Annotated in this window: 12 protein-coding genes; all 12 read left to right on the plus strand. The window is 45.0% G+C overall.

The window, feature by feature from the left end; all coding sequences use genetic code 11:
* Positions 1–87 precede the first annotated feature (87 nt).
* Positions 88–885 carry a TIGR00282 family metallophosphoesterase gene (locus ACIPK1_RS12370; protein ID WP_010748642.1) on the plus strand — a complete coding sequence of 266 codons (798 nt, stop codon included), beginning with the start codon at positions 88–90 and terminating at the stop codon, positions 883–885.
* 7 nt (positions 886–892) lie between these two features.
* Positions 893–1,282 (plus strand): YlbF family regulator, encoded by a 390-nt coding sequence (locus ACIPK1_RS12375; protein ID WP_008376299.1) that lies wholly within the window; start codon positions 893–895, stop codon positions 1,280–1,282.
* Complete coding sequence (mutS, locus tag ACIPK1_RS12380; RefSeq protein WP_301389420.1) at positions 1,266–3,818, plus strand: DNA mismatch repair protein MutS; 2,553 nt, start codon at positions 1,266–1,268, stop codon at positions 3,816–3,818. Before ACIPK1_RS12375 ends, mutS begins: the two co-directional genes overlap by 17 nt.
* Before the next feature lie 15 nt (positions 3,819–3,833).
* Positions 3,834–5,942 (plus strand): DNA mismatch repair endonuclease MutL, encoded by a 2,109-nt coding sequence (gene mutL, locus ACIPK1_RS12385; RefSeq protein WP_301389419.1) that lies wholly within the window; start codon positions 3,834–3,836, stop codon positions 5,940–5,942.
* On the plus strand, positions 5,939–6,499 hold the full coding sequence (locus ACIPK1_RS12390) for a nucleoside triphosphate pyrophosphatase (protein WP_016619623.1): 561 nt from the start codon (positions 5,939–5,941) through the stop codon (positions 6,497–6,499). The genes mutL and ACIPK1_RS12390 overlap by 4 nt, the downstream gene beginning before the upstream one ends.
* Positions 6,500–6,501: 2 nt before the next feature.
* Entirely contained in the window at positions 6,502–6,900 is a 399-nt protein-coding gene (locus ACIPK1_RS12395) for a GFA family protein (RefSeq protein WP_008376290.1), read from the plus strand.
* Between the two features lie 88 nt (positions 6,901–6,988).
* A complete protein-coding gene (msrB, locus tag ACIPK1_RS12400; RefSeq protein ID WP_008376288.1) occupies positions 6,989–7,420 on the plus strand; it encodes a peptide-methionine (R)-S-oxide reductase MsrB in 432 nt (143 codons plus the stop codon).
* Positions 7,421–7,602: 182 nt separating this feature from the next.
* Complete coding sequence (gene ruvA / locus ACIPK1_RS12405; protein ID WP_005232405.1) at positions 7,603–8,193, plus strand: Holliday junction branch migration protein RuvA; 591 nt, start codon at positions 7,603–7,605, stop codon at positions 8,191–8,193.
* Positions 8,194–8,207: 14 nt separating this feature from the next.
* Complete coding sequence (gene ruvB / locus ACIPK1_RS12410; RefSeq protein ID WP_301389418.1) at positions 8,208–9,209, plus strand: Holliday junction branch migration DNA helicase RuvB; 1,002 nt, start codon at positions 8,208–8,210, stop codon at positions 9,207–9,209.
* Between the two features lie 352 nt (positions 9,210–9,561).
* On the plus strand, positions 9,562–10,473 hold the full coding sequence (locus ACIPK1_RS12415) for a sugar ABC transporter permease (RefSeq protein WP_005232388.1): 912 nt from the start codon (positions 9,562–9,564) through the stop codon (positions 10,471–10,473).
* Between the two features lie 11 nt (positions 10,474–10,484).
* The gene (locus tag ACIPK1_RS12420; protein ID WP_005227173.1) at positions 10,485–11,366 is read left to right on the plus strand and encodes a carbohydrate ABC transporter permease; all 882 of its coding nucleotides are present in this window, start codon (positions 10,485–10,487) and stop codon (positions 11,364–11,366) included.
* Positions 11,367–11,380: 14 nt separating this feature from the next.
* A complete protein-coding gene (locus ACIPK1_RS12425; RefSeq protein ID WP_061053659.1) occupies positions 11,381–12,982 on the plus strand; it encodes a hypothetical protein in 1,602 nt (533 codons plus the stop codon).
* Positions 12,983–13,303: the final 321 nt, after the last annotated feature.

Here is a 13,303-nt window from a genome sequence, read left to right on the forward strand (position 1 = left end):
AGGAAGAACAGCAAGTGAAAGAACCTTTTTTTTCTGGACCAAAACCCTTATAATAGAAAAGAAGCTAAAAGAGAAGAGGAAAAATGTGTGCGGGTATTATTCATTGGAGATGTAGTTGGTTCATTAGGAAGAGAAACAATCACGGAGTACCTTCCCAAATTAAAGAAGGCGTATCGACCACAGGTGACGATCGCGAACGGCGAGAATGCGGCGGCGGGTCGTGGGATCACGGGTAAAATTTATAAGAAATTTTTGCAAGATGGTGTCGATGTCGTGACATTAGGCAATCATACATGGGACAACCGTGACATTTTTGAATTTATTGGCGATGCGAAGAAAATGATTCGTCCAGCCAATTTTCCAGAGGGAACACCGGGGGTCGGCATGGTGTTTGTGAAAGTCAACACCATTGAGTTGGCGGTGATCAACATGCAAGCTCGCTCGTTCATGGTAGACCTTGATGATCCGTTTCGCAAAATGGATGAATTGGTTGCGATTGCCCGCAAACGTACACCGTTTATCTTTGTGGATTTTCATGGGGAGACTACTAGCGAAAAACAAGCGATGGGCTGGTATTTGGATGGCCGAGTTTCGGCAGTCGTCGGCACGCATACCCACGTACAGACCAACGATGCGCGGATTTTGCCCCAAGGAACGGCTTATTTGTCAGATGTCGGCATGACTGGTCCTTATGATGGGATTTTGGGAATGAAACGCGAACCAGTCATTGAAAAATTTTTGACGGCGTTGCCGCAACGGTTTGAAGTGATTGAAAAAGGCCGCAGTATTTTGTCGGCTTGCTTGCTTGAGATTGATGAAGCCACTGGTAAAGCAAAATCGATCCGTCCGATCCAAATCAGTGAAGATCGCCCGTTTACAGAATAGGAGAAGCATGGAAGAGCAATTAACCAAAGAATCAAACGTTGCCCAAGAGTTGGCTGCTTTGCAAAAGCTTTTGTCTAATCATCCGATCGTTCAAGAATTTCAAGAAATTCAAGTACGAGCCTTGCAAAACCAAGGGCTACTGGAGTTGGAAGAAGCGCTGAAGCAAGCGCAAAAAGAAATCGTTCAATTTGAGCATTATGAGAAACCCGAAGCAAAAAAAGCTGCGGAGCAGCGTTATGCGTCATTGACAAACGAATACGAGCAGCACCCCTTAGTGGTTGCTTATCGACAAGCGTTACTGCAAGCAGATGAATTGCTGCAATATGTCACGACGGAGATCCAAAAGAAAATGAATAAAGCCATCGAGGAGGATGAAACCAATGCCTCAAAAAACTAAAAATACCCCGATGATGGAACAGTATTTAAGCATCAAGGCTCAGTACCAAGATGCTTTTTTATTCTATCGTTTAGGAGATTTCTATGAATTATTTAATGAGGATGCTGTCAAGGCAGCACAAATTTTAGAACTGACGTTAACCAGCCGCAACAAAAATGCGGAGGAACCGATCCCTATGTGTGGGGTGCCTTACCACGCCGCCAGCAATTACATCGACACCTTGATCGAGCAAGGCTACAAAGTAGCGATTTGTGAGCAAGTGGAAGACCCAAAAACCACCAAAGGAATGGTCAAACGCGAAGTCGTTCAACTGATCACGCCGGGAACGGTGATGGACAGTAAAGGCCTATCCGCCAAAGAAAACAACTTTTTAACAGCTGTTTTGCAGCAAGGGGAGCGTTTTGGCTTTGCCTATGTCGATCTAAGTACCGGTGAATTAAAAGCAGCGCAATTGGAAGATGAAGAAGCCGTCGTCAATGAGGCCGCCGCTCTGCAAACGAAAGAAGTCGTTTTGTGCAGCGAGATTCCTGAATCATTGCAAACGATGCTGTCCAATCGCTTGAATGTCGTGTTTTCTAAGCAAGAAACGTTGGAAGAAAATGCCGAATTTCAATTTTTAACGGAACCTCTCTCCCAAGGGTTAGAAAAAGTAGTCACAGGGAAATTGCTAAGTTATTTGGCGATCACCCAAAAACGCAGTTTAGCCCACATTCAGCAAGCCGTGGAATATCAGCCGGATCATGCCTTGAAAATGGATCATTATTCCAAATTCAACTTAGAATTGACGCAGTCGATTCGAACCGGAAAAAAACAAGGGACTCTTTTGTGGTTGCTGGACGAGACAAAGACCGCAATGGGGGGACGTTTGTTAAAGCAATGGTTGGATCGTCCCTTGATCCAGCCAAAGAAAATCACTGCCCGCCAAGAAATGGTCCAATCGTTACTGGACAGTTTCTTTGAGCGAGCAGATCTGCAAGAAGCGTTGACGAAAGTCTATGACATGGAACGCCTAGTCGGACGGGTCGCCTTCGGAAATGTCAATGGCCGCGATTTGCTGCAGTTGAAATCTTCTTTGGAGCAAGTGCCTTTGATCGCGCAATTGCTGCAGGGGATCAACCGTGGCGAGTGGAATGACTTGCTGCTGGAATTAACGCCCTTAGATGATTTGGTTGCATTGATCGAAGCGGCGATCGATGAAGATGCCCCGTTGCAGATCACAGAAGGCAACATCATCAAAGACGGGTTCCATCAACAATTAGATGAATACCGTACGGCGATGCGTAACGGCAAGCAATGGTTGGCGGAATTAGAAGCCAACGAACGTCAAGCGATGGGGGTCAAAAACCTGAAAGTTGGGTTCAACCGCGTCTTTGGCTATTACATTGAGATCACGAAAGCCAATCTAGTGAATTTAGATACCTCTCGCTACGAGCGCAAGCAAACCTTAGCCAATGCGGAACGCTTTATTTCACCCGAGTTGAAAAAACTGGAGACTTTGATTTTAGAAGCCGAAGAAAAATCGGTGGATTTGGAATATCGCCTCTTTCTTGATGTTCGTGAAGAAGTGAAAAAGAGTATCACCCGTCTACAAAAGTTAGCCAAAGCCGTCAGTGCGGTCGATGTCTTACAAAGTTTCGCCACGGTTTCGGAACGCTACCAATACGTGCGGCCGACAGTAGCGAAAAAACGAGCAGTATCGATCATCGATGGCCGTCATCCTGTAGTGGAAAAAGTCCTTGGTCACCAAGAGTACATTCCAAATAGTATCGTGATGGATGAAGAAACAGAGATCCTGTTGATCACAGGACCAAATATGTCTGGGAAAAGTACGTACATGCGGCAGTTTGCCTTGCTAGTCATTATGGCGCAGATCGGCTGTTTCGTACCGGCACAATCTGCAGAGATGCCGATTTTTGATCGGATCTTTACTCGCATCGGTGCCAGCGATGACCTGATCGCCGGTCAAAGTACGTTTATGGTAGAGATGATGGAAGCCAACCAAGCGCTGCGTCATGCAACGCCTAACAGCTTGATTTTGTTTGATGAGTTAGGGCGCGGGACTGCGACCTATGATGGGATGGCATTGGCACAAGCCATCATTGAATATATCCACAAAGAAGTTCATGCCAAAACACTTTTCTCCACCCATTATCATGAGCTGACGGTTTTAGATGAGGAATTGGCACACTTACGCAATGTCCATGTCGGTGCCGTTGAAAAAGAAGGCGAAGTTGTCTTCTTGCATAAGATGATGGAAGGACCCGCAGATAAAAGCTATGGGATCCATGTAGCCAAAATCGCTGGACTGCCAAGTGCACTCTTACAGCGCGCAGCGACGATCCTAAAAGCGCTGGAAGAACATGAACCGACGGTACAGCCAAAACCAGTCGTCGAAGAAAGTCAGCAGTTGTCGTTGTTTAGTGAAGTATCTACGGAAGAAATCGGCGTCATCGATCAATTGAAGAAATTGAATCTGTTGGAAATGACCCCGATGGATGCTCTGAATACATTGTACGAGCTGCAAAAACGAATTTAGAAAGAAGGTCAGCAGATGGGAAAGATCCAAGAGCTATCCGAACGTCTGGCGAACCAAATCGCGGCAGGAGAAGTTGTTGAGAGACCGGCTTCTGTCGTCAAAGAATTAGTTGAAAATGCCGTGGATGCCGGCAGTACCCAAATCGATATTTTTATTGAAGAAGCAGGCTTGCGTAAAATCCAAGTCATCGATAATGGCGAAGGAATTGCAGAAGAGGATGTCTTGACTGCCTTTAAACGCCACGCCACCAGTAAAATCCACAATCGAGATGACTTGTTTCGAATACGTACCCTCGGGTTTCGCGGGGAAGCTTTGCCTAGTATCGCTTCGGTTTCGATCCTCTCGATTGAAACGGCAGTCAAAGGTGCCCAACAAGGCTCCTTTGTGCGCTTAAAAGGCGGCGCTGTTGAAGAGCATCTGCCTGCCAACTTGCGACAAGGAACCAAGATCACTGTCGAAAACCTCTTTTACAATACACCGGCACGTTTGAAATATGTCAAGACGCTGCAAACGGAACTTGCGAACATCGGCGATATCGTCAATCGGATCGCCCTGAGCCATCCAGAAGTGGCTTTTCGCCTCGTTCATGAAGGCAATAAGATGTTGAGCACCACTGGAAGTGGGCAGTTAAAACAAACCATCGCCGGGATCTACGGAGTGGAAACGGCCAAAAAAATGATTGCGATCGATACTGAGGACCTCGACTTTAAAGTCACTGGCTTTGTGTCACTGCCAGAAGTCACCCGAGCCAGCCGCAACTATTTATCCACGATCATCAATGGTCGTTATATTCGCAACTTTGCTTTGAATAAAGCGATCGTAGCCGGTTACGGGTCAAAATTGATGGTCGGTCGTTTTCCATTAGCTGTCCTTGAAATCAAAATGGACCCCTTGCTAGTCGATGTCAATGTCCATCCGACTAAGCAAGAAGTTCGTTTGTCAAAAGAAGAAGAGCTAACGAAACTAATCAGTAAAGCCATCAATGAGGCGCTGCGGGAAATCAATTTGATTCCTAACGCGGCTGACAATCTGCGGTTTAAGAAAAAAGTTGCCGATCAGCCAAAAGCCCAGCAGCTTGGCTTGGAACTGGAGTCAGCAGGAAATTCGACTTCTGGTTTGTCTTATAATCGGGAAACCGGGAAATTTGAGGTTCAGGGCAGTACTTATCAACAGACTGTGGATAACTCTGTGGAAAAACCTGTGGAGGAAGGTGGAAAACTTCCAGAAATGCCACAGGAATCTAGCGAAAACCTGTTGGAAGAAACCGAGGAAACCTTTCGCAGTTTGGAAGAGACGCTGCCAAATAAGCCTGTCCGAAAACCATTTGTGGAAGATCAGATGGAAACAAAAGCGCCGCTGCTAGAAGCGCCAGCCTTTCTCTCGGAAGAGACGCCAGAGCTTACGGCGCAAGATCTGCAAAATCAAGCGACTCTGCACCCGGAAATGCATGGGGATGACCGCAACTACCTGAAAACGGTCGAACGGTTGCTGGAAGAAGAACCAGCGAAGGAGCGTTTTCCCCAACTGGATTATTTTGGGCAGATGCATGGGACCTATTTGTTTGCCCAAAGCGAGGCGGGGCTATATATCGTCGACCAGCATGCGGCACAAGAACGAATCAAATATGAGTATTACCGCGAAAAAATCGGCGAAGTGACCAATGACCTGCAAGAGTTGTTAGTGCCGATCGTTTTGGATTATCCCAACAGCGATGCACTGCAATTACAAGAACAAAGTGACAAGCTGGTAGAAGTCGGGATCCATCTGGAATCTTTTGGGACCAATAGTTTCATCGTCCGAGCGCACCCGACGTGGTACCCTAGCGGTGAAGAAGAAGCCATCATCCGCGAAATGATCGATATGTTATTGACGACAGGAAGTGTCAGTGTCAAAAAGTTTCGTGAAGCAACCGCGATCATGATGAGCTGCAAACGATCCATCAAAGCCAATCATTATTTGAATGAAGCACAAGCCCGGATCTTGTTGCAAGATTTAGCGAAATGCGAGAATCCCTTCAACTGTCCCCATGGTCGCCCGGTGCTGATCCATTTCACCAACAGCGACATGGAGCGGATGTTCAAACGGATTCAAGATCCTCATCGAGCAAGGAGTGGCATGGAATGATTATTTTGGCTTCACAGTCGCCGCGACGCAAAGAATTATTAGCGGAGTTAGTCCCGGAATTTGCGGTCATACCAGCGGATATCGACGAGTCGGTCCGACCAAACGAAGCGGCGATCCCTTATGTCCAACGGATGGCAGCAGAAAAAGCGGCGGCTATTACGCAAGCATATCCTGAAGATCTGGTGATCGCGAGCGATACCACGGTCGTGGTGGATGAAGAAATCTTAGGAAAGCCAGCCGACCGTGAAGATGCTCGGTCGATGTTACGAAAAATGAACGGACGGACCCATTGGGTGCATACCGCCGTCGTTTTACAAAAAGGCAAACAACAGCGCCAAGCAGTGGTTTCGGCGGAAGTTGTGTTTCGTCCTTTGACGGATCAAGAGATCGACCAATATCTTGTCTTAGATGAGTACCAAGACAAAGCGGGCGCCTATGGGATCCAAGGGGCGGCCAAAGTATTTGTCTCATCGATAAACGGCGATTTTTATACAATTGTAGGGTTTCCTGTCACTACGGTCTATCAGTTGTTGCAAGAGTTTATGGAGGAGGAATAAGGATGGATGTTTCTGGTAGTTGTCTTTGCGGCAAAGTCACGATTGACTTGACTGGAGTTTCGAAAGAAATCACGGTTTGTCATTGTAGTCTCTGCCAGAAATTTCACGGCGGACCGATGTTTGCTCTTGCGCCATGTTCTGAGAACCAGATGGCTCTTCAAGGAGCGAAGTGGCTGCGACGTTATGATTCTTCTAAGTGGGCACAGCGAGGATTTTGCAGTCAATGCGGCTCGAGTCTGTTCTTTTACCTCAAAGAAGCACACACCTATTTTTTTGCGGCCGGGTTATTTGGCAACTTGCCAGAAGCTGTCTTAACCGAAGAAATCTATACAAAAGACCAACCGCAGTTTTACCATTTTGCGGAACCAACGACTCGTTGGGAAAAGCTGCAAAACCCTTAAATAATTTGAGCAAGTCATTTTACATTCGCTAAGAAAAAAGGCATGATAGAGCATACAGGATGAGTCTAGAGGGAAAGCAGGTGAAAAAATGACAGATAAAAAAGAATTAAAAGAAAAATTGTCACCGATCGAATATGCGGTGACCCAAGAAAATGCAACTGAACGCCCCTTTACTGGCGAGTATGATGATTTTTATGAAAAAGGGATCTATGTTGATATCGTCAACGGAGAACCACTGTTTGCTTCTACTGATAAATATGACGCCGGTTGTGGCTGGCCTTCCTTTTCGAAGCCGATCAGTCGCCAAGATATTCAAGAAAAAGCCGATTTTTCTCACGGTATGCATCGGGTAGAAGTCCGCAGCAAAGAAGCTGACTCTCATTTAGGACATGTTTTTTCAGACGGTCCTCAAGACAAAGGCGGTTTGCGCTATTGTATCAACTCGGCAGCATTGAAGTTCATCCCTTTAGCAGAAATGGATGAAAAAGGCTATGGCGAATTCAAATCACTCGTTGAGTAAGTATTAGGAACTGTGTGCGAAAAAAAAGATGCAGCAGCATGTCTCGTTTGAAAAAATGCGACTGAAACAACGGTTTTTCCTCCGTTTGTTTCCTGCTAAGCCTTTTCCTTCGTTCACAGTCCTTTTTTTGCCCTCTCGTCTGTGCTACAATAAAGGGAACATATGTACAGAAAGGAAAGCACATGTACGAATATATCATAGGGAAAGTAACGGATATCTTTCCGGCGTATATCGTCGTTGAGACCCATGGCATCGGCTATCAGATCGCTTTTGGCAATCCGTATTCATTTAGCGGCAAGTTAAACCAAGAAGTAAAAATCTATCTGCACCAAGTGATTCGTGAAGATGCCCATAGTCTCTACGGCTTTGCCACGATCGAAGGCAAGCAGTTGTTTTTAAAATTGATCAGTGTCTCAGGCATTGGACCCAAGAGTGCGTTAGCAATTATGGCCAATGAAGACCATACAGGGTTGATCACAGCAGTCGAAAATGGGGACGTCAACTATTTGACTAAGTTCCCAGGTGTCGGTAAAAAGACGGCGCAGCAAATGATCCTAGACTTGAAAGGCAAAGTGGCTGAACTGGTTGGAGAAGAAGCGATCGTTCCTCTAAGCGTGGCAACGACTGCTTTAGATGAAGCGATGGAAGCCTTGAAAGCATTGGGTTATAGCGAAAAAGAAGTCAAGAAAGCCGAAAAACAATTAGCGGCGAATACGACAAAATCGACGGATGAGTACTTGCGGGAAGCTCTCCGATTGATGATGAAAAAGTAAGGAGCAAGTAGACGATGGATGAACGAATTGTTTCGCCAGAAAGTACTGAACAAGAAGAGATCATCGAAAAATCCTTGCGTCCGCAAACCCTTGCCCAATATATCGGACAAGACAAAGTCAAGCAGGAGCTTTCGATTTATATCCAAGCGGCGAAAAATCGAGAAGAAGCGTTGGATCATGTCCTCTTATATGGTCCGCCAGGCTTAGGGAAAACGACGATGGCAATGGTGATCGCCAACGAGATGCAGGTCCAAATCAAGACGACCAGCGGTCCTGCGATCGAAAAACCAGGGGATTTGATTGCGATCTTGAATGAGCTGCAGCCGGGGGATGTTCTGTTTATCGATGAGATCCATCGCTTGCCTCGTGTCGCCGAAGAAATGCTTTATTCGGCAATGGAAGATTTTTATGTGGATATCATGGTGGGGCAAGGGACAACGGCTCACCCAGTTCATTTTCCGCTCCCGCCATTTACCTTAGTCGGCGCAACGACGCGGGCGGGGATGCTCTCGGCGCCACTACGGGATCGTTTCGGGATCATTTCTCATATGCAATATTATGAAGACCATGATTTAAAAGAGATCGTGCAGCGGACTGCGTCCATCTTTGAAACGGATATCGTGGAAGAAGGGGCGATCGAAATCGCCCGTCGGTCACGAGGCACCCCGCGGATCGCCAACCGTTTGCTTAAACGAGTTCGCGATTATGCGCAAGTGCAAGCAGATGGGTTGATCGATCGCACCGTTGCTGACCAGGCATTGGCACTTTTGGCAGTCGATCATGCTGGCTTGGATTATATCGATCAGAAATTGATCCGCACGATGATCGAATTGTACCAAGGCGGCCCGGTGGGATTAAGTACGATCGCTGTCAATATCGGGGAAGAAACTGAAACAGTGGAAGATATGTACGAACCGTTTTTGATCCAAAAAGGATTTTTGAAACGTACCTCGCGTGGGCGGATCGCAACACCGTTAGCCTATGACCATTTTGGCTATCCCCAAAGAAGTGATTAGAACGAAGCAGCAATCAACGATGATTGCTGCTTTTTTGTGCTTTTGGTGAAACGTTTCTTTTTATTTTTTAATAATTTCTGAGAATCAATAGATGTTGAAAAAATACATTATTTGTGAAATTTGATTAAACGGAAGTGTTTGGAAAAATGATTTCTTATGAAAAGGCTGATATAATAGCTTTTGTGTTTGTGAGGAAATCAACGAAATTTGTGAAAAAAGAAAACCTGAAAAAAATAATTGGAAAGGCTTGCATTTTCGAATGGCAGCGGATATAATCTTTTTGTAGAAACGTTTCACCAAAATGTGGAGATATACGTAGTGTTGCGAGGATAGAAAGAAGGAGATTTTGTGTATGAGTAAACTGCAAAAGTTTTATAGTCAACGGCAGCTTCACTGGATGGTTTTTCCCGGCGTGGCATTTATGATCGTATTTAATTATATTCCGATCTACGGAATTATAATCGCTTTCAAAAACTATACGGTGATTGACACGATTTCATCAGCACCATGGGTTGGGTTAGAGAATTTCCGTATCATTATGAATGACAGTTTTTTCTGGGAAGCAGTTAGAAATACGTTAGCCATCAGCTTATTGAAATTAGGATTAGGTTTTGCGATCCCGATTGTGTTAGCCATTATGATTTTTGAAATGCAAGATGGCCGCTTGAAGAAATTTATTCAAACGGTTTCATACATTCCCCATTTTTTCTCATGGATCGTGCTAGGTGGGATGATGATCTCTTGGCTGTCAACGAACGGCTTTATCAACCAAGTGTTGATGTCCGTAGGATTGATGGACAAAGGGGTCAATCATCTATTGGATCCAAGCAAATATTGGTGGATCGCGGTCCTTTCGGATCTATGGAAAGAAGTCGGCTGGGGAACGATTCTTTACTTGGCAGGTATGTCGCGGATCGATCCAACGTTTTATGAAGCCGCACGAATCGATGGTGCCAGCAAGCTAAGACAGATTCGTTCGATCACATTGCCATTACTGACACCGATCATCTCCTTAAACTTGATTCTGAATGTGAGCGGTATCTTAGGGTCAAACCTAGATCAAACATTAGTTTTGATGAATTCACAGAACCAAAACCGTTCAGAAGTTATCAACTCCTTTGTTTATAAAATGGGGTTGACGCAAGGTGATTTCTCTTATGCAACTGCTGTCGGCTTGGGGATCGCGGTCATTTCCGTCATCTTATTGGTGATCACGGATCGAGTGACCCGCAAGTTGAACAACGGCAATTCAGTTATCTTATAGGAGGAAAAAACATGATCAAAAGAAAAGCAAAAGAAAACACGTGGTTTTACTTCTTCAATACCGTGATCTTGATTTTATTCTCGTTAATGATCATTGTACCGATTTGGAATATCTTGGTTTCCTCCGTGTCTTCTAGTTCTGGATTAGCGGGCAACGGCCTCGTGTTATGGCCCAAAGGCTTTACCTGGGAAAACTATCGGAAAGTTTTTTCCGACGCAAGTATCCCCCGTGCCTTCTTGATCTCAGTGTTAAAAACGGTTCTTGGGGCTGCAACCCATACCTTGTTTTGTGCGATCGTGGCTTACGGATTGAGTAAATCACGCTTGGTTGGCCGCAACATTTATACAACGATGGGGGTCATCACCATGTACTTCAGTGGTGGGATGATTCCAACGTACTTGCTGATTCGCTCGCTAGGATTACTGGATTCTTTCTGGGTCTACATTATTCCAGCTTTGTTCAGCTATTATGATGTCGTGATTTTAATGAACTTTTTCCGTGAGATTCCGCCTTCACTCGAAGAATCGGCGAAGATCGACGGTGCAAGTGAATTCCAAATCTTTTATAAAATCTTCTTACCATTAACGAAACCGGCATTGGCAACCATCATCTTGTTCAACGGGGTTGGCCAATGGAACGATTTTATGACAACAAAACTGTATATCACAAAAGAGTATCTTTATCCGCTGCAAATGAAGATTTATGAAATCATCGTCCAATCCAACTTGAGTACGATGACTGAAAGCGGTAGTACCGACTTTATCGTCCAAGCAACGACCCGTGGGGTTCAGTTGGCTACGATCGTCATCACGACAGTGCCAATTTTAATTATATATCCATTGCTTCAAAAACACTTTATCGGCGGTATGATGGCCGGTGCAGTAAAAGAATAGAAAGAGGGATAGACATGAAAAAAGTAGTAGGCGGTTTATTGGCAGCATCAGCATTACTTAGCTTAGCAGCATGTGGCGGCAGCTCAGACAATGCCAGCAGTTCGGATTTTTCTATCAAAGATCGGTATGAGTTAGATGAAAAGACACCAGCATGGAAACTCGATACCAAAGAAGAACCAACCAAGATCACATGGTACATCAATTCAGACTGGACAGCTTTGCCATTTGGTGAAGATGTGACGACAGCCCAAATCAAAAAAGATTTGAACATTGATATTGAATTTATTTCAGGTGATGATTCGAAATTAAATGCTTTGATTTCAAGTGGTGATATGCCTGATATCGTGACGTTGATGGATAAAACCAGTCAAGCAGCCACAAAAGCTGATAGCTGGGCATACTCATTAAACGATTTAGCGGAACAATACGATCCGTATTTGATGAATGTCGTGACCGAAGATACCTTCAAATGGTTTGCTTTAGATGATGGCAAAACTTATGGCTATCCAAACTATTCCAACACAGCAGCGGACTACGAAAGCGGCAATATTCCCGTCAACGATAACTTTGTGATCCGTGAAGATGTCTATGAAGCATTGGGCAAACCAGATGTTTCGACTCCAGAAAACTATGTGAAAGTCATGAAAGAAATCAGCGAGAAATTCCCTGATTTGACACCAATGGGCTTCACAACGATCGGCGAAACAGCAGGACCATTCTTAGATAAATTGCAAGACTTCTTAGGTGTTCCGTTAGAAGATGAAGATGGTGCTTTCTACGATCGTAACTTAGATGAAGAATATATCTCATGGTTGAAAACCTTTAATCAAGTGTATCGTGACGGCAACATCAGTGATGACAGCTTTACCGATGACGGTCCAACCTATGATGAAAAAGTAAAACAAGGGGACTATGCAACGATCTTAGTAGCAGGAACGAGCGGACAAGGTGGGAACTTCACCGAATTCATGAAAAACTCTGACACACGCTACATCGCAATCGACGGACCTGCCAGCACTTCTGGTCGTGAAGCAACCTTGAACCAAACAGGAATCTCTGGCTGGTTGATCAACTACATCACAAAAGATGCGGCGGATCCAGCAAAAGTAACCCAACTCTTCACGTACTTGATCGATGAACCAGGACAAATTTTGACAAAATTCGGTGTTGAAGGCGTGACGTATGAATACAACGATGAAGGCAAAATCGATTACTTGCCAGAAATCAAAGAAATGGAACAAACCGACAACGAAGGCTACAACAAAAAATATGGTATCAGCCGTTTCAACTACTTTAACAACGACCGTGTCAATGCACTGAAAGTCAAAACCGAAAATGCGTTGACCCAAATGCAAGAATGGGGCGAAGGCAAATTGTATCCACACTTTGTGATCGAAAATACGGATCCAGATGCCGGAACTGCTGAAGCACGTTCAAACACAGCGATCAAAACCAAAATCAACAGTACGATCATCTCATTGATTCGTTCAAAAGATGAAGGAACATTTGACAGCACACTAACCGACTTTGAAGGCTTCTTAGATTCAAACAACTGGGATGCAATCAAAGACATTAAAACTGAAAAAATGGCCGAAAACCGCGAACGACTAAAATAACCCCCATAGGAGAGGAAAGGAAGCCAAAAAAAAGACCTTTCCTCTCCCTTTACTTTGAATCACTGCGATTGGCTCACGTAGTGAGACAGAGCAGATGATGAAAAGTACTAGGCGACTGTAAGGAGCGTAGTGACCGTACAAAGAATCACTGCGATTGGCTCACGTAGTGAGACAGAGCAGATGATGAAAAGTACTAGGCGACTGTAAGGAGCGTAGTGACCGCACAAAGAATCACTGCGATTGGCTCACGTAGTGAGACAGAGCAGATGATGAAAAGTACTAGGCGACTGTAAGGAGCGTAGTGACCGCACAAAGAATCAC

The organism is Enterococcus sp. NPDC086594 (assembly GCF_044746145.1).
GTDB lineage: Bacteria > Bacillota > Bacilli > Lactobacillales > Enterococcaceae > Enterococcus_D > Enterococcus_D entomosocium.